General features: G+C 72.5%; 19 protein-coding genes. 11 read left to right on the top strand and 8 right to left on the bottom strand.

Annotated features, from left to right (window positions below):
- The first annotated feature begins 224 nt into the window (after positions 1–224).
- The 8 genes from I6A60_RS06380 (at position 225) to I6A60_RS06345 (ending at position 6,466) form a co-directional block, all read left to right on the top strand.
- Positions 225–767, top strand: a complete 543-nt coding sequence (locus I6A60_RS06380; RefSeq protein ID WP_203021228.1) for a hypothetical protein — start codon at positions 225–227, stop codon at positions 765–767.
- Between the two features lie 244 nt (positions 768–1,011).
- Positions 1,012–1,341: a 30S ribosomal protein S6 gene (gene rpsF, locus I6A60_RS06375; RefSeq protein WP_255355191.1), complete on the top strand. Its 330-nt coding sequence runs from the start codon at positions 1,012–1,014 to the stop codon at positions 1,339–1,341.
- Between the two features lie 53 nt (positions 1,342–1,394).
- On the top strand, positions 1,395–1,997 hold the full coding sequence (locus I6A60_RS06370) for a single-stranded DNA-binding protein (RefSeq protein WP_203021227.1): 603 nt from the start codon (positions 1,395–1,397) through the stop codon (positions 1,995–1,997).
- 89 nt (positions 1,998–2,086) lie between these two features.
- Positions 2,087–2,323: a 30S ribosomal protein S18 gene (gene rpsR, locus I6A60_RS06365; RefSeq protein ID WP_007516941.1), complete on the top strand. Its 237-nt coding sequence runs from the start codon at positions 2,087–2,089 to the stop codon at positions 2,321–2,323.
- 16 nt (positions 2,324–2,339) lie between these two features.
- Positions 2,340–2,786, top strand: a complete 447-nt coding sequence (gene rplI / locus I6A60_RS06360; protein ID WP_203021226.1) for a 50S ribosomal protein L9 — start codon at positions 2,340–2,342, stop codon at positions 2,784–2,786.
- 674 nt (positions 2,787–3,460) lie between these two features.
- Positions 3,461–4,819 (top strand): replicative DNA helicase, encoded by a 1,359-nt coding sequence (gene dnaB / locus I6A60_RS06355; RefSeq protein WP_203021225.1) that lies wholly within the window; start codon positions 3,461–3,463, stop codon positions 4,817–4,819.
- Between the two features lie 3 nt (positions 4,820–4,822).
- Entirely contained in the window at positions 4,823–5,839 is a 1,017-nt protein-coding gene (locus I6A60_RS06350; protein WP_203021224.1) for a GTP-binding protein, read from the top strand.
- Between the two features lie 126 nt (positions 5,840–5,965).
- Positions 5,966–6,466 (top strand): GNAT family N-acetyltransferase, encoded by a 501-nt coding sequence (locus I6A60_RS06345; protein ID WP_203021222.1) that lies wholly within the window; start codon positions 5,966–5,968, stop codon positions 6,464–6,466.
- Between the two features lie 1,064 nt (positions 6,467–7,530).
- Here the strand turns inward: I6A60_RS06345 and I6A60_RS06340 are convergent.
- Together I6A60_RS06340 and I6A60_RS06335 are read right to left on the bottom strand one after the other, a co-directional pair.
- Positions 7,531–8,190, bottom strand: coding sequence for a hypothetical protein (locus tag I6A60_RS06340; protein ID WP_203021220.1), 660 nt, complete (start codon positions 8,188–8,190; stop codon positions 7,531–7,533).
- Between the two features lie 29 nt (positions 8,191–8,219).
- On the bottom strand, positions 8,220–8,573 hold the full coding sequence (locus I6A60_RS06335) for an antibiotic biosynthesis monooxygenase (protein WP_203021218.1): 354 nt from the start codon (positions 8,571–8,573) through the stop codon (positions 8,220–8,222).
- 130 nt (positions 8,574–8,703) lie between these two features.
- Between I6A60_RS06335 and I6A60_RS06330 the strand changes: the two genes are divergently transcribed.
- Both I6A60_RS06330 and ilvD read left to right on the top strand, forming a co-directional pair.
- Complete coding sequence (locus I6A60_RS06330; RefSeq protein ID WP_203021216.1) at positions 8,704–11,310, top strand: WD40 repeat domain-containing serine/threonine protein kinase; 2,607 nt, start codon at positions 8,704–8,706, stop codon at positions 11,308–11,310.
- 349 nt (positions 11,311–11,659) lie between these two features.
- Positions 11,660–13,513 carry a dihydroxy-acid dehydratase gene (gene ilvD / locus I6A60_RS06325; RefSeq protein WP_203021214.1) on the top strand — a complete coding sequence of 618 codons (1,854 nt, stop codon included), beginning with the start codon at positions 11,660–11,662 and terminating at the stop codon, positions 13,511–13,513.
- Positions 13,514–13,608: 95 nt separating this feature from the next.
- Here the strand turns inward: ilvD and egtD are convergent, their stop codons facing one another.
- From egtD to egtA, 4 genes are all read right to left on the bottom strand, one after another.
- Positions 13,609–14,838, bottom strand: a complete 1,230-nt coding sequence (gene egtD, locus I6A60_RS06320) for an L-histidine N(alpha)-methyltransferase (protein WP_203021212.1) — start codon at positions 14,836–14,838, stop codon at positions 13,609–13,611.
- A gap of 14 nt (positions 14,839–14,852) precedes the next feature.
- A complete protein-coding gene (gene egtC / locus I6A60_RS06315) occupies positions 14,853–15,773 on the bottom strand; it encodes an ergothioneine biosynthesis protein EgtC (protein ID WP_203021210.1) in 921 nt (306 codons plus the stop codon).
- Between the two features lie 50 nt (positions 15,774–15,823).
- Positions 15,824–17,365: an ergothioneine biosynthesis protein EgtB gene (gene egtB, locus I6A60_RS06310; RefSeq protein WP_203021208.1), complete on the bottom strand. Its 1,542-nt coding sequence runs from the start codon at positions 17,363–17,365 to the stop codon at positions 15,824–15,826.
- Between the two features lie 119 nt (positions 17,366–17,484).
- On the bottom strand, positions 17,485–19,074 hold the full coding sequence (gene egtA, locus I6A60_RS06305; RefSeq protein ID WP_203021206.1) for an ergothioneine biosynthesis glutamate--cysteine ligase EgtA: 1,590 nt from the start codon (positions 19,072–19,074) through the stop codon (positions 17,485–17,487).
- Between the two features lie 441 nt (positions 19,075–19,515).
- Here egtA and I6A60_RS06300 point away from each other — a divergent pair, with 441 nt between their 5' ends.
- Positions 19,516–20,316 carry a nuclease-related domain-containing protein gene (locus I6A60_RS06300; RefSeq protein WP_203021236.1) on the top strand — a complete coding sequence of 267 codons (801 nt, stop codon included), beginning with the start codon at positions 19,516–19,518 and terminating at the stop codon, positions 20,314–20,316.
- On the opposite strand, the gene I6A60_RS06295 is transcribed toward I6A60_RS06300, so the two are convergent.
- A complete protein-coding gene (locus tag I6A60_RS06295) occupies positions 20,313–22,241 on the bottom strand; it encodes a conjugal transfer protein TraC (protein ID WP_238434889.1) in 1,929 nt (642 codons plus the stop codon). The genes I6A60_RS06300 and I6A60_RS06295 overlap by 4 nt on opposite strands.
- Before the next feature lie 26 nt (positions 22,242–22,267).
- Entirely contained in the window at positions 22,268–23,770 is a 1,503-nt protein-coding gene (locus tag I6A60_RS06290) for an SCO6880 family protein (RefSeq protein WP_203021202.1), read from the bottom strand.
- Positions 23,771–23,942 lie beyond the last annotated feature (172 nt).

The following is a 23,942-nucleotide window of genomic DNA, read 5'->3' as shown; positions in this document are numbered from 1 at the left end:
ACGGCCAGCTGTCCCAGACCTCCACGGCCGTCCCCCGTCCGCGCTCCGCCGCCGTCCGTCGGCCGGAAAGATAACGCACAGTGACGATCGTTCGGACCGGCCGTCGGGGCCCGGCCAGCCCGGGCACCCGGTACGGGTCCACCGGAAGCGTCGCCTACCGCAGAAGCACCACACCAAGGACGCCAATGAAGGTGATCGGCGCGTTGGTAGGCCAGGATGGGGCGATGAGTACGGACGGCGACCTAGCCGGCCCGCCGGCCGACGGTGCCGCGGCCCACGAGCCCCGGCCCGCCCCGGCCGATCGGGCCGGGATCGAGGCCGGTGACGCGGCGCTCGACGACGTCGGGCCAGGCGCGCCAGAACGCCCGGGCGGTGGTCACGGGGCCGGTTCCCGGCGCTGGAAGGCCGCCAGGCCGCCGGGTGCTGGATCGCGGCGGGACGCCGGTCCTCGGCGCCACTTCACGGAGCGCGAGCGCGCGATCAACGCGTTGGCCTATCCGGTCGCGGGTACCGCGGCGGCAGCGGTGGTGGTCGTCATCGTGGTCGCGCTGGTCGACCCGTCACCCGGGCGGCATGTGCGCGGGCTGCTGATCCTGCTCGCCCTGGTCGGGCTGCTGGCGGCGGCGTGCGGCTGGGTGCGCACGGTCTGGCATGGACCGACGGACGGGCCGGACGCCGAGGCCCCGCCGGACGGGTCCTCGTCCCCTGCGCACTCCGCCGCGCGGCCGCGCGGCGGCGAGCGTCAGATCGTCCGACACGTCGAGTAAGCTCAACGCGACGTGACGCCCGCTCCTATATCGGGTGTCGACGGCACATCTTCGCGTGTAGGGCGTCAGCTGTACGGCGTCAGCTTCAGGGCCTCAGCCTCACGGCCGCACTGCCAACGATGTGCCGAGCGTCTGCTCTGCTGGCGGAGCCGCTCGTTCGAGTGGGTCTTCCGTCGGTACAGCACTGTCCTCCTGCCACGGGTACGTCCCGCGGCCGCCGAGTCCACAGGAGGTGGGTTCAGCCTTGGCACGTCATTACGAGCTCATGGTCATCCTCGACCCCGATCTCGAAGAGCGCACCGTCTCCCCGTCCCTCGACCAGTTCCTCAGCGTCGTCCGCAACGGCGGCGGCGCGGTCGAGAAGGTCGACGTCTGGGGCCGGCGTCGGCTCGCCTACGAGATTCGCAAGAGCCACGAGGGCATCTACGCCGTCATCGATCTGCACGCCGAGCCGGACGTGGTCGCCGAGCTCGACCGGCAGCTCACGCTCAACGAGTCGGTCATCCGCACCAAGGTCATCCGACTGCCGGAAGCGAAGAAGCCGCGCGCCGCCCGTCGGCCGGTCGCCGCTTAACACCGTGTCAATCGAGGCCAACCACAGGCCTTGCGGGACTGGGGGCACAAGCCATGGCCGGTGAGACCGTCATCACGGTTGTCGGCAACCTGACCAGCGATCCGGAGCTGCGGTTCACCCCGAACGGGGCGGCTGTCGCGAGCTTCACCATCGCGTCGACCCCGCGCACGCTCGACCGCGCCACCAACGAGTGGAAGGACGGCGAAGCGCTGTTCCTTCGCTGCTCGATCTGGCGGCAGGCGGCCGAGCACGTCGCGGAGTCGCTGCAGAAGGGCGCCCGGGTGATCGTCCAGGGCCGTCTCAAGCAGCGCACGTTCGAGACCCGCGAGGGTGAGAAGCGCACCGTCATCGAGCTCGACGTCGATGAGATCGGCCCGTCGCTGCGGTACGCGACCGCCAAGGTCGTTCGCGCCGCGCGCGGCGGCGGCCCAGGCGGTGGCGGCGGCTTCGACGGTGGCGGCTACTCCGGCGGCGGCCCCAGCGGTGGTGCAGGCGGCGCCAGCTCCGGCGGAGCCGGCGGTGGCGGTGGCACCGGTGGCGGTTATCGGGGTGGAGCCCAGGGCGGCTCCTCGTCCGGTGGCGGCTACTCCGGTGGAGCCGTCGACGATCCCTGGTCGCAGTCGGCTGGCGGCTACTCGGACGAGCCCCCTTTCTAGGCACCACCCTCGGTGCCCACGGGTGCGCGGCGCCCGTTGCGCGCTCTTGCGCGCCCTCATGACGTTTGTCTGAACCTAGGAGTGCACACATGGCCAAGGCGGCTGTGCGCAAGCCCAAGAAGAAGGTTTGCGTTTTCTGCAAGGACAAGACCGAGTACATCGACTACAAGGACACGTCGCTGCTGCGGAAGTTCATCTCCGACCGCGGCAAGATCCGTGCCCGCCGCGTCACCGGCAACTGCAGCCAGCACCAGCGCGACGTCGCAATCGCGGTGAAGAACAGCCGCGAGATGGCGCTGCTGCCCTACACCTCGACCGCTCGCTGAGGAGGGTGACGCCGACATGAAGCTCGTTCTCACCCACGAGGTGCCCGGCCTCGGCAGCCCCGGTGACATCGTCGAGGTCGCCGACGGCTACGGCCGTAACTACCTGGTCCCGAAGCAGTTCGCGATCGTGGCGACTCGCGGTGTCGAGCGCCAGGTCGACCAGATCAAGCGGGCCCGCTCGGCCCGCGAGGTCCGCGACCTCGGCCACGCGCAGGAGATCGCCGATCAGCTCAAGGCGCTGTCCGTCACGTTGATCAGCCGGGCGGGCAAGGAGGGCCGACTCTTCGGCTCGATCACCGCCGGCGACGTCACGGACGCCGTCACCCGGGCGGGTGGCCCGGCGCTCGACAAGCGCAAGGTCCAGCTGACCTCGCCGATCAAGTCGCTCGGGCAGCACACCGTCGCGGTGCATCTGCACCCCGAGGTGACCGCCCAGGTGACGGTCCGCGTCTCCGCGGCCTGATTTCTGGTCCAGGTCTCCGGGTTCCAGCCCCTCCGGGTCATCGGGCTCGGAGTCCCGCTCGACCGTCGTTCGACCACTGCCCGGTGCCCATAGATGGGCTGTGTTCGTCGTGCAGACGATTCGTTCGCGGGTTTCGACGGACTTTTCTCTGTCCACAGGGTCTGAGGGCAGATGACCAGCCCAGCGGGGGAATTTGAACGGAACGTGACCTAGCCGTCCACAGCTCATCAGTCGTCGTCCCGAGGCTTTCCCCAGGTACTACCGGCGTTGCCCACAGGTTATCCACACAAGTCTGTGGATAACTTTTTGCCGGGCGTGCCTGCCAGCCCCTAAAGTCGGTCTTCGGTCGTACGTGCGTTCGCCGTCGCAGGCGGTGCGCGGTCCCTCGCTGGTGCCTCCTTGACAACGGGCCGCCTTGCCTCGAACATTTGTTCGAGAGTTGGGTTCGGGCTGTTACGACGATCCGGGCGGACGGCTCCGGGCGGACGGGTCCGGGCGGACAGCTCCGAGTGGGCGGTCGGCGCGGGCGGCCGGGGCGGCATCCTCGGGCGACAGGCCCAGGGGGCGCCTCTGAACGGAACGTCCGGGCGGCATCGTCGCTCGGTGCGTCCGGGCGGTCCGAGACGACCAGTGCGGGCATCGGCGCGGGATGATCGAGGACAGGGGTGAGGCGGGTGACGGTCACCGACATCTCGCGCGGCGGCGGTCAGCCGCTGGAGCTCGACCGGACGCCCCCGCACGACATCCCGGCCGAACAGAGCGTGCTCGGCGGCATGCTGCTGTCGAAGGACGCGATCGCGGACGTCGTCGAGGTTCTCCGGGCGACCGACTTCTATCGTCCGGCGCACGCGACCGTCTTCGAGGTCGTCGGCGACCTCTACGGCCGCGGCGATCCCGCCGACACGGTGAGCGTCGCCGCGGAGCTGGGCCGCCGTGAGCTCCTGGAACGGGTCGGCGGCGCCGGCTACCTGCACACCCTCATCTCCAGCGTGCCGACCGCGGCGAACGCCGGTTACTACGCCCATATCGTCGCCGAGAAGGCCGTACTGCGCCGGCTCGCCGAGGCCGGCACGCGGATCGTCCAGCTCGCCTACGGGCCGGCCCACGACGTCGACGCCCTGGTCGACCGCGCCCAGGCCGCCGTCTACGACGTCACCGAGCGCCGGGGCACCGACGACTACGCACCCCTCGGGGACCTGCTCAATCCGGCGCTCGAGGAGATCGAGGCGATCGCCGGGCACGAGGGCGCCCTCACCGGTGTCCCCACCGGCTTCGCCGACCTTGACGAGCTGACGAACGGTCTGCACGGCGGACAGCTCTGGATCGTCGCCGCTCGGCCCGCGGTCGGTAAGTCGACCTTGGGGCTGGACTTCGCCCGGGCGGCCTCGATCAAGCACGGCATGGCGTCGGTCGTCTTCTCGCTGGAGATGAGCCGCATGGAGATCACCATGCGGCTGCTCTCCGCCGAGGCGCGGGTCTCCCTGCAGAACATCCGGACCGGGCGGCTCACCGACGAGGACTGGGCCCGCCTGGCACGGCGGATGGGTGAGGTGGCCGAGGCGCCGCTGTTCATCGACGACAGCCCGAACCTGACCATGATGGAGATCCGGGCGAAGGCCCGCCGGCTGCGGCAACGCAACGACCTGCGCCTGATCATCCTGGACTACCTTCAGCTGATGTCCTCGCCCAAGCGGGTGGAGAGTCGTCAACAGGAGGTCAGCGAGATCTCACGGTCGCTCAAGCTGCTCGCCAAGGAGCTGGAGATCCCGGTCGTCGCGATCTCCCAGCTGAACCGTGCGTCGGAACAGCGGGCCGACAAGCGGCCGCAGGTCTCGGACCTTCGTGAATCAGGATCGCTTGAGCAGGACGCCGACGCCGTCATCCTCCTCTACCGGGAGGACACCGTCGAAAAGGAATCGGCGCGGGCCGGCGAGGCGGACCTCATCATCGCCAAACACAGAAACGGCCCGACCGGCACCGTGACCGTCGCATTCCAAGGGCATTACTCCCGCTTTGTCGACATGGCCAACTAGGGGATGAGCCCACGGGTGCCTGTGATCGCGCTCACGGGATACCTGGGCGCGGGCAAGACCACCGTGCTCAACCACCTGCTCCGGGCACCAGGGGCGCGCATCGGGGTGGTGGTCAATGATTTTGGCGCGATCAACGTCGACGCCGCCCTGATCACCGGTCAGGTGGACGAGCCGGCCGCGATCACGGGCGGCTGCGTGTGCTGCGTGCCGGACACGGACGGTCTGGACGACGCGCTGGAGAGGCTCACCCAGCCTCGGCTGCGGCTGGACGCGGTGCTCGTGGAGGCCAGCGGCGTCGCCGACCCTCCGGCCCTGGCCCGGCTCATCCAGTTCAGCGGCGTGCGGCGCGTGCGCCCCGGTGGCCTGGTCGATGTGATCGACGCGGCCGCCTACTTCGACACCGTCGACAGCGGCGGGCCGCCGCCGGCCAGGTTCGCGGCGGCCTCGCTCGTCGTCATCAACAAGACCGACCGCGTCCCGGCCGCGGTCCGGGCTGAGACGGTGGCCCGGATCGCCGCCCGGGTGCGTGCGGGCAACCCTCGCGCGCACCTCGTCGACACGACCCACGGCCGGCTCGACCCGGCGCTCGTGTTCGACGCCGCCAGCACGGAAGACCCGGTCGACGAGCTCCCCTTCGCGGCCGCGGCCAGGCAGGACCCGGGCGAGGAGTCCCACCGGCACGTCCACGCGGTGACGGTGCCGGCTACCGGTCCCATTGACCCCGGTCCGCTGGTCGACCTGCTGGAGGACCCGCCGACGGGGGCCTACCGCCTGAAGGGCACCGTGACGGTGGACACCGGGCGAGGCCCGCGCGGCTTCGTCGTCAACATCGTCGGGCCGCAGATCCACGTCGCGGCAAGGCCCGCCTCCGACGGTCCCGACGGCCTGGTCGCGATCGGCCTGCATCTCGACCAGACCGCTGCCCGGGCCCGGCTGGAGGAGGTTCTGCGGCCCTGCGCCGGCCGCCCGGCGGCCGAGGGCGTGCGTCGTTTCGCCCGCTACCGCCGCCTGAGTGCCTGAGTGCCTGACGGCGGCGTAGATCCGGCCGGGACAGGCGCGGCATCGGGCGTAATACCGTGGCGTCGCCGGCGCTTGGTCACGGTCGCCGCCCGGTGCCAGGAGACGCCCACGGCGAAAGGTCTGCCCATGCTCGAGACGGACCGGTTGACGCTCCGTCCGCTGCGGCTGGCGGACGTTGACGCGTTCCTGGCCCTGCACGCCGACGACCGGGTGAACCGCTTCGTCGGCTCCTACACGCGGGACCAGGCGCTGGTCCGGCTGGAGACAGTCGAGAAGCAGTGGACGAACCGAGGCCACGGACTGTTCGCCGTGCAGTTGAAGACGACCGGCGAGTTCGTCGGCCGGATCGGGCCGCAGTTCTGGGACGAGTTCGGTGAGGTCGAGATGGCCTGGACCCTGCGCGCCGAAGCGTGGGGCCGCGGCTACGCCACCGAAGCGGCCCAGGCCTGCATCGACTGGGCCTTCGAGCACCTAGCCGAGAACTACCTGGCTGCCTACATCCACCCGGAGAACGCGGCCTCCCACCACGTCGCGCGGCGGCTGGGCTTCTCCGTGCTCCGTGACGACATCCTGTTCGACAAGCCCGTAATCGTGTACTCCCTGCACCGCCCGACCCCCCACGCCTGACTGAGCCCGGGCCAGCCCACGCGGGCCACGCGCCAGACCCCGTCGCCCCACCCATCGCTGTGGCCACGGCGACCGCTGCGACGTGGCCGTCCCGTCGGCGTGAGACCGCGCCCGATCGGCGCCCGACCTCCGACCAGCCCGGCGCCAGCGTCGGCCGCTCGCCCCGCCCCGCACCGCGGCGCCGCCCGTCCCGTCCGCCCCGCCCGCGCCGCTCAGCCCCGCCCGGCTGCGGCGTGTTCCGCGGAACGCGGAGATCGTCGCACCCTGCGCGCGATGCGTTCCCACGACCCGGAGAGTCGTCTGTGGCTCGGTCGCGTTCCGCGGAACGCGGAGATCCGTCGCGCCCGCGCGCACTGCGTCCAGGACTCGGTGGGTCCGCCTGTGGCTGGGTCGCGTTCCGCGGAACGCGGAGACCGTTGCAGGCGTTGGCTGGTGAAGCGTGCCGGGGATCGCGGAGATCCGTCGTGCCCGCCGCGTGCAGTGCGTCCTGGACTCGGTGCGTTCGCGTGAGGCTAGGTCGCGTTCCGCGGAACGCGGAGATCGTTGGCGGCGCCCGCGCGCCGCTGCCTCCGGTTGTTCCTGGAATGCAAGATCGCCTGTCGTGCCTGTCGTGCCTGTCGTGCCTGTCGTGCCTGTCGTGCCTTTGCGCGTGCGTCTGGGGCCGTGGGGATCGTTTGCCGTGCCTGCGCGCACGTGTCCGCGCCGCGAAGATCGCCTGCCGTGGCCGGTGTGCGCACGCGTCCGCGGGCTGCGGGAATTGCCCGCAGGGCCTGTGCGGGTATGCGTCGGCCGGGCCGCGGAGATCGTGCCGCGCCTGCGCGCGGTGCGTTCACGGGTCGGGTCACCGTCAGCGTGCATGTGAGCCGGTCGGTCCGGCTGGATTGGAGATCGTCCGGTGGACCGATGCGGCGCGTTCACTGGAGATTGGTCCGCATTCGGGCACAGCCGAGGCACCGTTTGTGGTGCTGTGCGGCTCGGTCTGGGGATGTTGCCGCCGGCGGTCCTGGCCCGGCTGCGACGGACGATCTCCGCGTTCCGCGCCGCACGGTGATCGTCTCGGGTGACTACTCCGGCTGGGTGGTCGGGGGGGCGGGGTCGGCGGGCGGGGGGACGACCCAGGGCACGCCGGGGGTGCGCGGCTGGTTGGGGATGCCGTCAGCGTCGGGGTGCGTGGGCGGCTGGTTGGGCGGTTGGTTCGGCGGCACGGGTTGCGGCGGACCGTAGGCCGGGTACCCGGGATAGCCAGGATGAGGCGGGTAACCGGGCTGCTGGCCGTAGCCCTGCGGGCGGTACGCGGGGTGACCGTAGCCCGGCTGGTTCGGCTCGGGGTAGCCGTGCTGGTTCGTGCCGGGGTAGCCCGGTTGTTGTCCAGCCGCGACTCCTGATCCGTTGGGTCCGCCCGGATTGCGTCGGGGGAAGCGGGTGCGCAGCAGTCGGTTGAGCCACCAGGCCAGCGCCAGGGACGCGAGCATGCCGACGAACGGTCCAGCTTGGTGGTGCCTGTCGCCGGTCTTCGTCCGCGAACCGGCGACGAGCAGATAGATCGTCATGATCGCGATGAAGACGTAGCCACTGACGAAGAAGTGGAAGAAACGTAGCCGCAGTCGGGCGACAATGTCCCGCAGGAACACCGCCGGCAGGATCCAGATGCCGAAGCCGAACACGGCCGCGGTCAGTGGAGAGAAGACCAGGAACCCGAAGAACTGCTTGAAGAACTCGCCCATGCCGGGCCCCGCCGCTTAAGTCCGTGCCGTCAGACGGCGCCGGCCGTGGCGTCGGCCGCCGTCTCGACGCTGGCGACGTGCTCGACCGACGGCGTGCCGGCGAAGAACGGACCGATCGCCGCGCGCCAGCGCCCGAAGCCCTCGGAGCCGCGGAAGCCCTCGGTGTGTGCCTCCAGGCTGGCCCACTCGACGATCAGCACGAATGAGCTCGGCGACTCGACGCCGCGGCTCATCCGGATCGATCGGCAGCCTGGCGTGGTGGCGATCTCATGCCGAACCGTGCGGTAAGCGACGACGAAGTCGCTCTCCGTACCTGGTTTCACGTCAAACCTTGCGATCTCCGTAACGGGGGTGCCGCCCGCCGCCGGCCCGGTAACGCTCATGCCGCAAGTCTGGCACCCGTGCCGCGGCCTCCGCTGCCCACCCGCAACTCCGATACCGATCAGCGATGTGTCTACATACGGACTGGTACGCGAACCCGGGCCACCGCGCGGACCGCGGCGAATATCCTTCGTGCTGAAGATCCAGGGCGACGGAGGCATCGGCGCGACTGCCGGAGCCAGCATGGTCGTCGGGGACAGCGCGATCGGGAGCCAGCTGGTGGAACCGCTCGACGAGGACGACCCGAAGCGGCTTGGCCCGTACCTTCTGCTGGGTCGCCTTGGCCAGGGCGGGATGGGCACCGTCTACCTAGGTCGCCGGACGGGAGTGGACGGCTCGGGCCATCTGGCCGAGGCCGCGGTCCTGAGCCCGCTGGACGCCGGCAAGGCGGGCGAGAACGGGACCGGCCCGTTGGTAGCGGTCAAGATGGTCAGGCCCGACCTGGCGCGGGAGCCCGAGTTCCGGGAGCGCTTCGGGCGGGAGGCGACGGCGGCCCGGCGGGTGGCCCGGTTCTGCACGGCCGAGGTGCTGGACGTGGACGTCGAGTCCCGCCGGCCGTACCTCGTCACCGAGTACATCGAGGGCCGTACCCTGGCGGCGACCGTCCGTCAAGACGGGCCGCTGCCCAGCGCCGAGGTGGAGCGGCTGGCGGTCGCCGTCGCTTCAGCGCTGACCGCGATCCATGCCGCCGGGCTGGTCCACCGAGACCTGAAGCCCGGCAACATCATGCTTTCGCCGTCCGGAGCCCGGGTCATCGACTTCGGGATCGCCCGCGCGCTGGACGCGACGACGACGTTCACTCATGCCGGCGTCGGAACTCCTGCGTTCATGGCGCCAGAACAGGCGCTCGGTGCCGTCGTCGCCCCGCCGGCCGACATCTACGCCTGGGGTGGCGTCGTGCTCTTCGCCGCGACCGGGCGGCTCCCGCATGGCGAAGGACCGAGCCCTGTCATCCTCTACCGGGCGGTCAACGACGAACCTGACCTCTCCGGCCTCGAACCGGGTCTTCGGCAGCTAGTCGCCCGCGCGATGGCGAAGGACCCGGACCGCCGGCCCACCGCGCAGGAACTCCTCCTGCATCTCGTCGGCGCCCGTCCCCTCGACGGCCTGGACGAGCCGTCCGCGGCGGACCTCGATTCCGCTCGGGCCGACCTCGACGAGGCACTGGCGCTCGCCGCCGAGATCGCTCGCGACTTCGGCGACGACACTCTCGGCGCCCGCGACGCGTCGAGCCCTGGTGACCAGATTGCCCCAGGTGACCCGGCTGCCCTGGGCGACCCGGCTGCGCCCGGTGACGCCACTGCCCCCGGTGACGCCACTGCACCTGGTGGCGTGACTGCCCCTGGTGGCCCGGACGCGCCCGGCGACTCGACTGCGCCCGGCGACCCGACCGGCCCCGCCGGTGGCGAGTCGACCACGCCGACGGACCAGAATTCGCGATTGCGGCCCGCTTCAGGCCCCGCCCCTCGGACACCCGGCGGTCCTGTCACGCCGGCTGCCGCGCCCTCGCGGCGGGCAGTGACCACCGACCCGCCGACCCGGGATGCGACCACGTTCGTCCCGTCGCACCTGCGTCCCGGCGGCAACGCGTCGGACGAGCCGTTTCGTCGACGCGACGCGGAGCCGGTCACCGGTGTGGCGGCGCGACGCAGATCGGGGCGGCTGTTCGCCGGCCGGCGCGGTGCCGCGGGCACCGTCAACGCGACCCCGCTCGGCGAGCCGCTGGCCGGTCATTCGGGTCACGTCGAGTCCGTGGCCTTCGCGCCGGGAGGCGGCATGCTTGCCTCCGGCAGCGCGGACGGCACCATCCGACGCTGGCGGTTGGCCGAGGAGGCGGCCGGGCTCGACGCGACCATCCCGCTGGGGGATCCGCTGCGCGGCCACGAGGGTCGCGTGCTCGCCGTCGCCTATGCCCCGGACGGGACCGCACTGGCCACGGCTGGCAGCGACCACACCGTCCGCGTCTGGCGGCTGCCGGCGGCCGAGGCCACCGGGCCTGCCGCCGGCCTGCCCGCGATCGGGCTCGGCCACACGGATCAGGTGACGGCGGTGGCGTTCTCCCCGCTGGGACGGTTCCTGGCGACCGGGAGCCTTGACGGGACGGCCCGGCTGTGGGAACTGGACCCGGCGGCGTCCGGCGCCGGAGTTGTCCGCGGGACGGCCCGGCTGTGGGAGCCGGCGGCGTCCGGCCAAGGCGTGCTCCGCCAGCTCGGGCAGCCGCTGGGCGGCCATCAGGGGAAGGTGCTCGCCGTCGCGTTCTCGCCCGACGGCGGGATGCTGGCGACGGCCGGGACTGACCACACCGCGCTGCTGTGGGACCTGACCGCCACGGTCCCGCGCCCGGTCGGCCCACCGCTGGCCGGCCACCGCTGGCACGTGCAGTCGCTCGCGTTCACGCCTGATGGCCGGGTCCTGGTCGCGGGGGCCGGCTTTGGCGCCGTCCATCTGTGGGACGTGGACAAGCCGGACCGGCTGTACCCGTTGGCGCAGGTCACCAGCAGAGGCAACGGGCAGATCCGGTCGGTCGCACTCAGTGCGGACGGGCGCACCCTGGCCGCCGCGGGCGGCATCGGCGCCGCCGTCCAGCTGTGGACGCTCGACGACCTCACGAGCCCGGAACCTCTCGGGCAGCTGGCCACCGGCCACGTCGGCACCGTCCGCGCGCTCGCCTTCTCCCCGACGACCGAGACCCTCGCAACCGCGGGCGACAACACCGTCCGCCTGTGGCAACCGAGCTGATCCCCCGACCAAAGCGGGGAACGGGCGAGTCGAGTCCTATGTGGTGGTCGGGAGTGTCGAGCCCTCCGGCGACCACCACGTAGGACAGGGAGCCCAGCCAAGGCCGGAGGGCCGCGATCGGTGTGAGGCCGGACACAGGGGTTGGGCAGGGCAGCAGATACGCTGGTGGACGGTGCGCCGCCGAACCGAGGCGTGCGTCCACGCGTACTGGCGGCCTCGCGCCGGTGAACCCTCCGAGGCAGGTGCGCGTCCGCCCGCGAGTGCGGCGACCTGGCCCGCGCGAACCCGCGCCCGCTGTGGGGCCCCGCCTCGCGTTCGTACCGCCGTCGAAGGTCCTGAGGTTACGAAGATGCCCGCACTGCGTTCCCGTACCACCACCCATGGCCGGAACATGGCCGGTGCCCGCGCGCTCTGGCGGGCGACCGGGATGACCGAGGACGACTTCGGCAAGCCGATCGTGGCGATCGCCAACAGCTTCACCCAGTTTGTCCCCGGCCACGTGCACCTGAAGGACCTGGGCCAGCTGGTCGGCGACTCGATCGCGGCCGCCGGCGGCGTCGGGCGTGAGTTCAACACGATCGCCGTGGACGACGGCATCGCGATGGGCCACGGCGGCATGCTGTACTCGCTGCCGTCGCGGGAGATCATCGCCGACAGCGTCGAGTACATGGTGAACGCGCACTGCGCGGACGCGCTGGTCTGCATCTCCAACTGCGACAAGATCACGCCAGGCATGCTGCTGGCCGCGCTGCGCCTCAACATCCCGACCGTGTTCGTCTCCGGCGGGGCGATGGAGTCCGGCAACGCGGTGGTCCAGAACGGCACCGTGCACTCCCGGCTCGACCTGATCGACGCGATGAGCGCCGCCGTCAACCCGGATGTCTCGGACGCCGACCTCGGGATCATCGAGCGTTCCGCCTGCCCGACCTGCGGGTCGTGTTCCGGCATGTTCACCGCGAACTCGATGAACTGCCTCACCGAGGCGCTGGGCCTCGCCCTGCCGGGCAACGGCTCGACGCTGGCGACCGCCGCGGCCCGCAAGGAGCTGTTCGTCGAGGCCGGGCGTCTCGTCGTCGACCTCGCGCGTCGGTACTACGAGAAGGACGACGAGGGCGTGCTGCCCCGCTCGATCGCGAGCGCCGCCGCGTTCCGCAACGCGTTCGCCGTCGACGTAGCGATGGGTGGCTCGACGAACACGGTGCTGCACCTGCTCGCCGCCGCCGTCGAGGCCGAGGTGCCGGTCGACCTGCACGACATCGACGAGATCTCGCGCCGGGTGCCGAACCTGTGCAAGGTGGCCCCGAGCTCGACGAAGTACTACATGGAGGACGTGCACCGCGCCGGCGGCATCCCGGCGATCCTCGGCGAGCTGGACCGGGCCGGGCTGCTCGATCGCGGGGTGCACAGCGTGCACTCGGCGAGCCTGCGGGAGTTCCTGGACCGGTGGGACATCCGCGCCGCGAGCCCGTCGCCGGACGCGGTCGAGCTGTTCCACGCCGCGCCGGGCGGGGTGCGCACCGTCGAGCCGTTCAGCTCGACCAACCGCTGGGAAACCCTCGACACCGACGCCGTGGACGGCTGTATCCGCTCCGCCGAGCACGCCTACTCGGCCGAGGGTGGCCTGGCCGTGCTGCACGGCAACCTGGCCGATGACGGCGCGGTGGTCAAGACCGCCGGCGTCCCGGAGGCCCAGTGGGTGTTCGCCGGGCCGGCGGTCGTCGTCGAGAGCCAGGAGGCGGCCGTCGAGGCGATCCTCGGCAACCGGGTCAAGCCCGGGGACGTGGTCGTCGTCCGCTACGAGGGGCCGCGCGGCGGGCCGGGCATGCAGGAGATGCTCTACCCGACGGCGTACCTGAAGGGGCGCGGCCTCGGGCCGAAGTGCGCGCTGATCACCGACGGACGGTTCTCCGGCGGCAGCTCCGGCCTGTCGATCGGGCACGTCTCGCCGGAGGCCGCGCACGGCGGCACGATCGCGCTGGTCCGCGACGGTGACCGGATCGAGATCGACATCCCCGCCCGGCGGATCGAGCTGATGGTGCCGGAAGCTGAGCTCGTCAGCCGCCGAGCCGAGCTGGAGGCGGGTAACGGCTACCGGCCGGTGAACCGTGAGCGCACTGTGTCCGCGGCGCTGCGCGCCTATGCCGCGATGGCCACCTCGGCCGCGACGGGCGCCGCCCGGGACGTCAGCCTGCTCGGCGGCTGAGACCGGCGCCGCCCCACCCGACGAAGCCCGGTCCGCGACTACTGGTCGCGGACCGGGCTCGGCTGTTTCCTGAGGGCTAGCCGGCTTCCCAGGCGCTATGTGGCGATGGCGAGGGATAGGGCGTAGTCGCCGTCCGGGTCCGTCCACCACTGCGCGAGCCGCCAGCCGGCGGCGGCGAGCTCACGTTCGACCATGGCGTGGTCGAACTTCGCGCTGATCTCGGTGCGGATCTCCTCGCCCTCGGCGAACTCGACGGTCAGATCGAGGGCCGTCACCTTCACCGTCTGCGCCTTGACCGAGCGCAGCCGCATCTCGATCCAGCGGTTCTCCGCGTCCCACTGGGCGACATGGGCGAACCCGCGCAGGTCGAAGTCCGCGCCCAGCTCCCGGTTGAGCACGGTGAGCAGGTTGCGGTTGAACGCGGCGGTGACCCCCGCGCTGTCGTCGTAGGCGGCGACGAGCCGAGCCGGCTCCTTGACCAGGTCCGTCCCGAGCAGCAGCGCCTGGGCCCGGCCGCCGTGCTCCCGCGACCCGTTCGCCTGGTCGAGCCCGGACCGCAGCTCGGTCAGCAGCGCCGCCCGCTCGGGCGGGCGCAGGTTGCCGATCGTGCCGCCGAGGAATGCGACGAGCGTGCCGCCGGCCGGCTGGGCGGGCAGCAGGCCCAGATGCTGGCGGAAGTCCCCGACGACGGCGTGCACCGCGAGCCCCGGGTGGGTCGCGCGGGCAGCGGCACCGGCGCGGGAGAGTGCTTCCGCGTCGACGTCGAACGGGATGAACCGCCGCAGCCGGCCGGTGCCGGCGAGCGCGGCGAGCAGCGTCCGGGTCTTCTCGGAGGTCCCTGAGCCCAGCTCCACGAGCGAGTCGACGCCGCCGGGGACCGCTGTCTCGAGCTCGGCGGCCAGCTGCGCGGCGTGGGTGGCGAGGATCGCCCGCTCGGCCCTGGTCTGGTAGTACTCCGGCAGTTCGGTGATCTTGCCGAACAGCATGCTGCCGGTGGTGTCGTAGAACCAGGTGGGCGGGAGCTCCTTGGGCGTGGCGGTCAGGCCGCGGCGGACGTCCGCCGCCAGCGCCGCCGTCCGCTGCGCGTCGGTCAGGTGCCGCTCGATCGTCATACCGCCGCGGGCCTTCAGCAGGGCGGCCACATCGGCCGGGGTCGGAGTACGCGCGGCCCGTGCTTGGCCAGGGGTGTGCGCGGCCCGGTTCTGGCCAGGGGTTTGCGCGGTGCGTTCCTGGTCAGGGGTGTGCACGGCCCGTTCTTGGCCAGCGATGACCGCGTCCGGGGACTGGACGGTGTCCGCCCCCGATGTCGGTGTCCTCGAAGTCATACGGACGCCCTCCGTCAGGTGGTGAACCCAGAGTAACCGTCCTGCGAGATCAAATTACTTACAGTTACTTTGCGTGTGTCGGCTACGAGCAGGCGGTGGTTCGGGACTTCCACCCAGACGTCCGTTCCGCTGCCTGGGTGCGTTTCGGCGGCAGGGTGGCCTTCGGTGGCTGGCTGGCCTTCGGCGGTGGAGCGTCCCTCGTTGACGGATTCGCCACCCGGTGCTCGGACCATCGGAGCGTCGTCGTCAGGCTCGCTCGCGACCAGGACGCCAGCCGACGAGACCCGGTACCAGAGCGTGTCGTCCCAGGTGGTGGCGACGATCTGCCGGCCGTCGGTGACCAGCACGTTCAGCCGGCTGGGCGACTGCTGGCCGGCGTCGCCCGCCGCCCGGCCGGCCTCCCGCGCGGCCGCCTTCGCGCCGACCGTCGTCACGACCTCGGCCACCGCGTCCGCGAGTGTCAGCCCGGCGAGCGCCCGCTCCCAGACCAGTGCGGCCAGGAGCGCCGAGTCGCACCGGGAGTCCGGCGGCGGGGCGTCGGGCCGACCGGCCAGCAGGGCGAGCAGAACGTCGACGCTCACCCGCCCGTTGTGGCTGAGCAGCAGCGGTCCATGGGTGAAGGGCGCGGTCGAGGTCTCCTCGATCGGCATGCCCACGGTCGCGTCGCGCACCGCGGCCAGGACGCAGCCCGACGTGACGACCTCCGCGAACGAGGCGAACGACGCGTCGGTCCACATCGGCACCGCCCGCCGGTAGCGCGCGGGCTGCGGGCGCAGGGCCGGCGCGTACCAGCCGACCCCGAAACCGTCGGCGTTGACCCGGCCGTGCCGTTGCTGCCTGGGCGCCCAGGACTGCTGCAGCAGCCCGGACGGCCGGCGCAGCAGCAGGTCGGCGAGCGTGCTGTCGGCGCCGAGCCAGGCGAGGTGTCTGCACATGTGGTCGTCGGCCCTTCACTCGGTCTGGTTCGGCCGGGTCCGGCCGTCCCTCAGTCCGCGTCCCTGGCCAGCCGGAAGCCGACGAAGATCTGGCGGCGGATCGGGTGGTCCCAGTTGCGGAAGGTGGCCCGCGCGGCGCTCGGGTCTGCGGCCCAGGAGCCGCCGCGCAGCACCCGGTAGCCCCGGAACTGCTGGTCTGGGTCGGCGTCAGCCCGCTCGGTGCCGTCGGGCTCACGGAAGAAGACCTCGCTGTACTCCCGGTAGGGGAACGAGACGAAGCCCGGGTACGCGGTGAAGCCGCTCGACGTCCACTCCCAGACGTCACCGATCATTTGTTCGACGCCACTCGCGCTGGCGCCGTCCGGATAGGCGCCCAGGGGAGCCGGCCGGGCGGCACGATGGCCGAGGTTCGCGCGGCGCGGCGTCGGCGGGTCATCGCCCCACGGGAAGCGGCGCGACCGGCCGGACGCCGGGTCGTACGCGCAGGCCTTCTCCCACTCGGCCTCGGTGGGCAGACGCCGGCCGGCCCATCGGGCGTGTGCCTCGGCCTCGTACCAGCAGACATGCTGCACCGGCTCGTCGAGCGGCAGGGCCTCGTCGCGGCCGAATCGGCGGCGCAGCCAGCCGCCCGCGCCGTCGCGCCGCCAGAACAGCGGGGCCTCCAGCCGCTCGCGGCAGCGCCAGGCCCAGCCGGCCGGCGACCAGAGCCGTTCGTCGTCGTAGCCACCGCCGTCCAGGAACGCCAGCTGGGCCCGGTTCGAGACGGGCAGCCGGTCGATCCAGAAGGCCGGTACGTCGACACGATGGGCCGGGCGCTCGTTGTCGTAGGCCCACGGGTCGGTGCTGGTGCCCATCGTGAACGGCCCGGCGGGCACGAGGACGTCGCCGCCCGCCGGTCGGCCCGCCGGCAGCGCCGCGCCCTCGTCGACGACCGGGTCCTGCGCCGGTCGTGGCTGGGTGCGCGCCGCGGTGGCCAGCTGCAGCGTGGCGAGCAGCGTCTCGTCGTGCTGGTGCTCGTGCTGGACGACCATCCCGTAGACGAACCCGCCCGACAGCAGCCGCGTGACGGGGTCGTCCCGCCGGCCGCCGTCGACGGCCCGGGAGCCCAGGGCCGCCATGGCGTCGAGGACGCGGGCGCGGACCTCGGCGATGTAGCCCCGGGCCTGGTCCGGGGGAAGCAACGGGAGAGCCGGCCGGTCGGCGCGCGGATGACGGAAGGCGTCATACAGGTCGTCGATGCCTGGACGGAGCGGGTCCGCGCCGGTCAGCGCGCGAAGCAGCCAGAGCTCCTCGTAGTTGCCGATGTGCGCCAGGTCCCAGACCAGCGGCGACATCAAGGGGGAGTGCTGGCGTATCAGCAGATCGTCGTCGAGATTCGTGTACGCCAGCGTCCGGCGCCGGCTGTGTTCGAGGGCCTCGGCCCAGCCCGCCGGGTCGGCCGGTACGGGGGCCGGATGCGACCCACCGGCGGCGAGTCCGGCCGAGAGGTCTGTCCGCTCCTTGGCCGTCGCCGGTTCGGCCGTCGCTGGTTCGGCCGTTGTGGGCCCGGCCGTCGTTGACCCGGGGTGTGCCGACGCCGCCGATCCCGCCATCTGCATCTCCGTCCGTCCATGAGCAGCTAAACACCGGGCGCCGGATTCAGCCTTGAAGTGCACAGATTTTGGGCAAATTTGACAGACAGTGCCGATCTCGGTGCGGAGTTGCCCGCTCCTCAGCGGAACTGGTCGCGGAGCAGGCCGGCGGGGCCGACCTGGGTGAACCGGTCGGCCAGGTCGTCGGCGGGGGTGCGGCCGCGGGCCGGATGGCGGTCCCGGAACCGGGCCACGGCCGCGCGGGTGCTCTCGTCGGCGCCGAGGCGGACCAGGGCGTCCAGCGCGAGGTCGACGCAGCTGACCGCGGCCCGGCGCAGGGCGTCGTCGCGCAGGCCGAACGCGCTGGCCTGCCGCCAGCCCGCGTCGGCCTCGCGGCAGGCGGCGAGCGCGCCGGCGGCGGCGACCGGGTCGTCGAGCAGCGCCGTGGTCACCGCGACGGGCACCAACCAGCCGTCGCCCGGCTGGGCGTCCAGGTAGCGGATCTCCAGCCAGCCGCGCGGGCGGACCGGCGGGAAGATCGTGGTCGCGTGCAGCACCAGGTCGTCGTAGACCGGCGGACGGTCCGTCGGGCCGGCGCCGCGCAGCCAGTCCCCGAACGTCGTGCCGTCCCGCACGGCGACCAGCCGCTGCTGACGGCCCGGACCGGTCCGGGAGCCGGGTCCGGTGCCAGAACCCGGGCCGGCCGAGCCACCGGCGTTCCCATCGGTGTCCGGCGCAACGTCGATCATCATCAGGCGGGCCGCGAGCAGGTACTCCGCCCACCGGTCGGCGAGGTCGGCCGCGGCCACCTGTGTCGGGCCGACCTGGACCGTCCTGGTCGGGTCCAGCGACTCCCACATCCGGGTCCGGGCCGAGCCGAAGCCGGTCAACCTGCCCAGCCGGGCCGGCGACGCGGCGAACATCGCGACCAGCACCGGACGCAGCCGGTGGGCCAGCCGCCAGCGCCGGACGATGTCGAGCGGGTCGGCGCCCGCGTCCAGGTTGATCTGTACGGACGCGCTGGAGCACATCATGATCCGACCGGCGTCGTGGCCGCTGGCCTCCCAGTACCCGGCCATCGAGGCGTAGCGGTCGTCGGTGAGCCAACGGGTCGGCGGGCGCAACGGGTCGAGCCCGAGCCCGACCAGGGCCAGTCCTGCGTCGGCGAGCGCCGCGCGCACCCGGGCGAGATCCGCGAGCGTCGCGGCCAAGGAGGCCGACAGCGGCAGCGGCGCGCCGGACAGCTCCAGCTGGCCGCCGGGCTCGAACGTGAGCCTGCTGCCGCCGGCCAGCACGGCGCCGGTCGCGTCCAGAACGGCTCCCGCCGGTCCTCCGTTTGACCCGAGAGTGGCGAGGAGTGGGGCCAGCGCCGCGGATGTCCGCTCCGGCGGCACCGGCGCGTCGTTCGCGGCCCGGTCGACGACCAGCCACTCCGTCTCGACGCCGACGGATCGCGGCCCCGGCCGGGCCGGTAGGCATCCGGCCGAGAACCTCAGCACGTCGTCCACGGTCAGGCCGGCGAGCGACCGCCGCCGGGGGCCGCGCGGCCCGGTCGGGCGGCCGGCGGGAGCCTTGGGTAGCCCGGCAGCGTTGGACGGCCCGGCAGCCTTGGACGGCTTGGTGGGCCGCGTCGCCACGTCGGGGGGCGCGGCCAGGTACCGGGGCGCAGCGAGCGTCGGGCGGGTGCTCGCCGCGGCGGCGGAGGGTGCCGAGATCGGACGGGGTGGCATGAAATCCTCCCGGGACCGGTCCCACCGCGCTGACACGGGCGGGAGCTGGCGTTCGGGGCGCGGTTCGGAACCTTCCACGTCGGGCGCGGGAGCGCGACCGCCCGCCGATCGGCCAGGTACCCGGCCCGGCAGGCGGGCCACTCACCCCTCGCTCGATACACCCGGATCGGGGCGGATAAACCGGCGGAGCCTGGCTTTTCGGTCGACTGAGCGTGACCGCCAGGCCCGCGAACCGAGTCAAGAGGGACCGCTGGTCAACCAGTGTGCAGTACGTGTGCTGTCCTTGGCTTACCGTGAGGATTCGATGGAATGCTGGTCATCGGACCAAGAACTGCCGATAGCACGTGGTGACCACCTCGCGGCAGAATCGTGGCACGTGGTGCTGGAAGGTGGTGGCGGTTGAGCGCGGGGCTGGACCGGACGGCTCCTGGCCGGTCGGCCATGGCGGAGTATCGGCGGCGCCGGGCGCTGTACGTCGCCGAACGGGACGACAGGCGGGCCAGGGCCGCGATCATCGCCGGTTCGGCCGCCGTCGGCGCCGCGCTCGTCGTCGTACTGATCGGGATCTCGCTGCACGGGGCCGCGGCGGTTCTGGTGCGCTCAGGTGTCGCCGCGGCACTGCTCGTTCTCGTGGTGGCGGCCGTCCGGTTCTTCCGGATCCCGCCCGAGATCGAGGCCTGGCGGCGGGACGCGGGCGCCGAGCGGCGCACGGCCCGGGTCCTCGACCGGTTGAACCGGGCCGGATACACCGTCCTGCACGACCGGTCCACCGCCGACTCGGCCGGCAACATCGACCACCTGATCATCGGCGCGTCCGGGGTCTGGGTGATCGAGACCGACGCCCACCGCGGCCCGGTCCGCTCCAGCGGCGGCGGGGTGTGGGCTGGCAAGGCGCCGTTGCGCGCCCGGCTCGGCCTGGTCGCCTGGACGGGTGAACAGGTGAGCACCGCGCTGCTCGCCGAGCTACCCGACGGCTGGCAGCTGCAGGCGCAGACGGTGCTCGCGTTCGCCCGGGCCGACGTGCCCGGCGGTCTCGCCCTCGTCGACGGCGTGCTGCTGCTGCCGGCGGCCGGGGTCACCGAGTACGTGTTGTCCGCCGGGGTGGTCCTGCGTCCGCTGGACGTCGCGATGCTGGTCGACGTCGCCCAGCGGGCGCTGCCCGCCTACGAGGTCGCCGGCCCGCCGCCCACCTGGTCCGCGCTGGCCAAGCTGCGCGGCCTGCGACGCCGCGAGCAGCTTTAGTAGCTCTGGTAGCCGGGCGGGACGCGGACGCCGGTGCCGTCGGGCTCCTCGTCGTCCCGGTAGACCGAGACGTCGAAGGCGTCCTCGCGCTCGACGTCGTCGGCTTCGTCGATGATCGTCGGCTCCCAGTGGCCGCCGGCGAAGTCCTCGGGGCTCATGCCCGGCGGGTCCAGCTCGCGCGGGTCGAGATCCTCGGGGGTGAGGTTGATGTCGTCGACCTCGCCGTGCATCTTCGAGCCGTTGAGGACGACCGGGATCTCCATGTCGCCGACGACGTGCTCGACGTAGAAGGCCCGCTGGCCGATCAGCCAGAGCGCGAAGCCAGGGTCGAGCCGGGGGAGCAGGTCGGCGGCGACGTCGGTCAGGCCGAGCGCCTCCTGGGTGGCCGACACCTGGTCGGTGGCCTGCTTGTAGAGGATGCGGGTCGACGTCTCGGCCAGCAGGCCCTTGGCGATCTCGACCGAGTCCGGGGACGCCGAGAGCAGGTCGGAGATGCGGTGGGCGACGATCGCGTTCGCGCAGCCCCACTGGCGGGCCAGCTTCTGCTGGGCCGAGAGACGCCGGACCAGGCCGGCGAAACGCATCAGCCGCCAGCACTCGTCGTAGACCACGTAGCGCTGGACGCCGTCCTGGCGCATCAGCGCGGCCTCCATCCAGCCCTGCGCGCACGTCATGATCAGCGCGATCATCTCGTCCGAGCCCTGGACCCGCTCCAGGTTCAGCACCGCGATCGGCTTGTCGAAGTCCAGCGGCGAAGTGGTCGGGCCGTCGAACAGGCCGCCCAGGGCGCCGGTGGTGAGCCGGCGCAGCGTGAGGGTCGCGTCCCGGGAGGCGTCGCGCAGCTCGACGGCGGTCATCGGCAGGCCGGTGCAGTCCGCCTCGGTCGGCTCGGTCATCGCGTCGAGGACCTGGCCCAGCAGCGGCGTCGCCCAGCGGTCGGTCGTCGCGCCGGTGATCTGCCGGGAGACGACGTCGAGGGCCAGGTCGATCGCGGTGTGCTCCGGCGGGGTCAGCGGCACGCCCTTGGCCGTCTCGATCAGCGACGCGAGCAGTGACGAGCGGGCCCGCTTCACCTCGCGGGCCCAGTCGTGGTCGTGGATGCCGCGCGGCCGGGGCGGCGCGTCCAGCGGGTTCAGCCGGGTCGACATGCCCGGTCCGATGTAGGTCGGCTCGCAGCCAAGCCGCCGGGCCAGCCGGGTGTACTCGCCCTTCGGGTCACACGGGACCGCGGCCTGGTAGCCGAATGCGGCGCCGCGCGACATCAGCGTCTTCAGCAACGACGATTTGCGCGAGCCGACCGCGCCGAAGACCGCGAAGTTCGGGTTTTCGATGACCTGCTGGCGGTAGAGCTCGAAGACGTCGAACACGAACGAGTTACCGGACCAGACGTGCCTGCCGATGAACATGCCCGGTGCGTCGAGGCCCGAGTCGACGACGAACGGGTAGATCCCGGCGATCTGCGCCGTCGTCTCCATGTGCGCGGGTAGCCGCAGCTTGTGGAACGTCTGGCCGTGGAACGGGCCGTGCAGCTGGGTCGGCTGGGCGCCCCGGCGCCGCGACGACTCGGCGCGTCGCGTCGCGGCCCGGTCGGCCGCGGCGGCCGACTTCTGCGCCCGGCGACCGGACCGGGCCGAGCCTCGGGCTGGCTGGCCCGCTCGGCGGCCGCGACCGCCGCCGAGGTCGTCGACATACTCGCCGGCGTCCCGGCCCGGGTCGTAGTCCGGTGGGCGGACCGGCCCCTGCGCGGGCGGCGCCGGCACGGGCCAACCGTCGACCACCGGTTCGTCCTGGCGGGCGACGACGCCGTGACCGCCCTGGCCGTCCGGGTCGGCGGCGTACTCACCGCTGTCGTAGCCGTCGTCGCCGACCGGGTCGCCGGCCAGCCACGTCTCGGTTTCATTGACCGCCAGGTGTCTTCCGGTCATCGCCCGGCCAGCCGGGTCCTGCGTGGTCACGAGACGCCCACGGCGAGCGGGAGCGCGCCGACGTTGAAACCCTGGTCCTGCTCGCCGACCAGGCGCACCATCTCCAACCGGCTGCGCGAGGCCAGCGTCTCCGCCTCGCCGCAGGCGTCCGCGAGGCTGTCCAGGTCGTCCGCCGAGACCGTCACGAAGCCGTGGAAGCGGAAGGCACCGAAGCCGGCGACGAGCTCCTGCTCGCGGCGCTCCACCTCGTCCGCCTCGGTGGCGTCGCGCTGCGTCGTCACCTTGCCGATCTTGTCCCGCATCTGCTGCTCGCCGAGGTGCGCCATCCGGCGGCGGTTGACCGCCTTCTCGGCCTTGCGCCCCGGCAGCGGCTCGACCACCAGCGAGACCGTGCGCCGGCAGGTCGTCTCCATCAGCAGTGGGGCCAGGAACGCGGCCGGGGACGGTATCCGCGGCCAGCCGTTGATCCAGTAGGTGGTGTGGAAGCCCGAGTCGGTGCGGTAGTGGTCCCAGGCCGCGACCGCGCGGACCGGGCCCGCGACGGCCGGGTCGATCCCGGACGGCAGGCCCTTCAGACCGCCAGCCAGGTCGGTGGAGGCGCCACCGCGGGCGTCGATCATGTCGACCGAGTACGGGTCATAGGTGGTGCGGATGACGGCCGCGAGGGCCCGCGGCGGCAGCCAGCCCACCGTGCTGATGGACGCCCTGGCGAGCGCGGCCTCCATCGTGCGCAGCTCGCCCAGCAGCACCGCGCAGGCGGCCCTGTCGCCACCGCCGGCCCGCTGGATCGCCCTTCTGGCGTCCCTGGCGCGTAGCTGGAACGACAGGAAGGTCTCGTGCCGCTGCGCCACCGGGCCGGCCGCGTCGATCACTTCCTGGTAGGCCTGCGCCGCCCACGAGTCGTCGTGGTGCCCGCGCACCCGCCAGTGCCGCTGCAACTGGTCGCCCGAGTCGGGCAGCGTCCGCTCCAGCCACTGGATCCGGGCCAGTCGCCCGCCTCCGGAGGTCAGCCCCGCGAGCAGCTCGCCCCAGGCGTCCACCCTGGCCTGCTGGTCACCGGACTCCAGAAGGGCGAACTGGCTGCCCTGCACCTGCAGGACGGCGGTGTAGGTCTGCTTGCCGGTGTCCTTCACGACGGCCACGTAGCGGCCGTTCCCGACTGGCACCGACAGCATGACGAGGCTGGCCAGGGGTCCGGGCAGCACCGTCCTCGTGATCTGGTCCTCGTCCGGACCAAGCCGGAACACGCCGCCGCGGAACACTGTCTCGCCCGTCACCTTCTGCATCGTGTAGCCGAACAGAATCGGCACCCACTGGTCGAGATTACGGTCCTCGACCCGGACGAACGCCACGAAACCCAGTGCCACCGCGACCAGCAGCCAGGCCGGCGCCAGCAGGATCGGTGAGCGCAGCGCACCGATGACGCAGACCATCACCCCGACCAGCAGGCCGAGCTGTGGCCAGCGCAGGCCGAGCAGGATCCCGCCGCGTTCCAGCGGGCCGAACCGATAACTGCGTTCCGCGACCATGACCCCTATTCCAACGCAGTCCTAGAAGAGCAACGCCGGCAGCCCAACGCTGGGTGCGAGCAACCGGTCGCCGGGCGGCGCGGGGACGTCCCCCCCGCCCCGGGGGTGGGCCGGCGCCCCCCCCCACTCGCGCGCGTGCGCCCGGGCCCGCCGGGGGGGGGGCGCGGGGGGG

The organism is Frankia sp. AgB1.9 (genome assembly GCF_016786355.1).
In the GTDB taxonomy this organism is placed as follows: domain Bacteria; phylum Actinomycetota; class Actinomycetes; order Frankiales; family Frankiaceae; genus Pseudofrankia.
The sequence above is the reverse complement of the archived record's forward strand: the minus strand, read 5'-3'. Positions and strand labels throughout refer to the sequence as shown.

What these genes read in the sequence shown, in the direction of transcription:
- egtC (WP_203021210.1), bottom strand. Translation starts at nt 15,773, where the DNA reads ATGTGCAGACACCTCGCCTGGCTCGGCGCCGACAGCACGCTCGCCGAC.
- I6A60_RS06370 (WP_203021227.1), top strand. Translation starts at nt 1,395, where the DNA reads ATGGCCGGTGAGACCGTCATCACGGTTGTCGGCAACCTGACCAGCGAT.
- I6A60_RS06340 (WP_203021220.1), bottom strand. Translation starts at nt 8,190, where the DNA reads ATGGGCGAGTTCTTCAAGCAGTTCTTCGGGTTCCTGGTCTTCTCTCCA.
- I6A60_RS06300 (WP_203021236.1), top strand. Translation starts at nt 19,516, where the DNA reads ATGGCGGAGTATCGGCGGCGCCGGGCGCTGTACGTCGCCGAACGGGAC.
- egtB (WP_203021208.1), bottom strand. Translation starts at nt 17,365, where the DNA reads ATGGCGGGATCGGCGGCGTCGGCACACCCCGGGTCAACGACGGCCGGG.
- rplI (WP_203021226.1), top strand. Translation starts at nt 2,340, where the DNA reads ATGAAGCTCGTTCTCACCCACGAGGTGCCCGGCCTCGGCAGCCCCGGT.
- egtA (WP_203021206.1), bottom strand. Translation starts at nt 19,074, where the DNA reads ATGCCACCCCGTCCGATCTCGGCACCCTCCGCCGCCGCGGCGAGCACC.
- ilvD (WP_203021214.1), top strand. Translation starts at nt 11,660, where the DNA reads ATGCCCGCACTGCGTTCCCGTACCACCACCCATGGCCGGAACATGGCC.
- I6A60_RS06335 (WP_203021218.1), bottom strand. Translation starts at nt 8,573, where the DNA reads ATGAGCGTTACCGGGCCGGCGGCGGGCGGCACCCCCGTTACGGAGATC.
- I6A60_RS06350 (WP_203021224.1), top strand. Translation starts at nt 4,823, where the DNA reads ATGAGCCCACGGGTGCCTGTGATCGCGCTCACGGGATACCTGGGCGCG.
- I6A60_RS06295 (WP_238434889.1), bottom strand. Translation starts at nt 22,241, where the DNA reads ATGACCGGAAGACACCTGGCGGTCAATGAAACCGAGACGTGGCTGGCC.
- I6A60_RS06345 (WP_203021222.1), top strand. Translation starts at nt 5,966, where the DNA reads ATGCTCGAGACGGACCGGTTGACGCTCCGTCCGCTGCGGCTGGCGGAC.
- egtD (WP_203021212.1), bottom strand. Translation starts at nt 14,838, where the DNA reads ATGACTTCGAGGACACCGACATCGGGGGCGGACACCGTCCAGTCCCCG.
- I6A60_RS06380 (WP_203021228.1), top strand. Translation starts at nt 225, where the DNA reads ATGAGTACGGACGGCGACCTAGCCGGCCCGCCGGCCGACGGTGCCGCG.
- rpsR (WP_007516941.1), top strand. Translation starts at nt 2,087, where the DNA reads ATGGCCAAGGCGGCTGTGCGCAAGCCCAAGAAGAAGGTTTGCGTTTTC.
- I6A60_RS06290 (WP_203021202.1), bottom strand. Translation starts at nt 23,770, where the DNA reads ATGGTCGCGGAACGCAGTTATCGGTTCGGCCCGCTGGAACGCGGCGGG.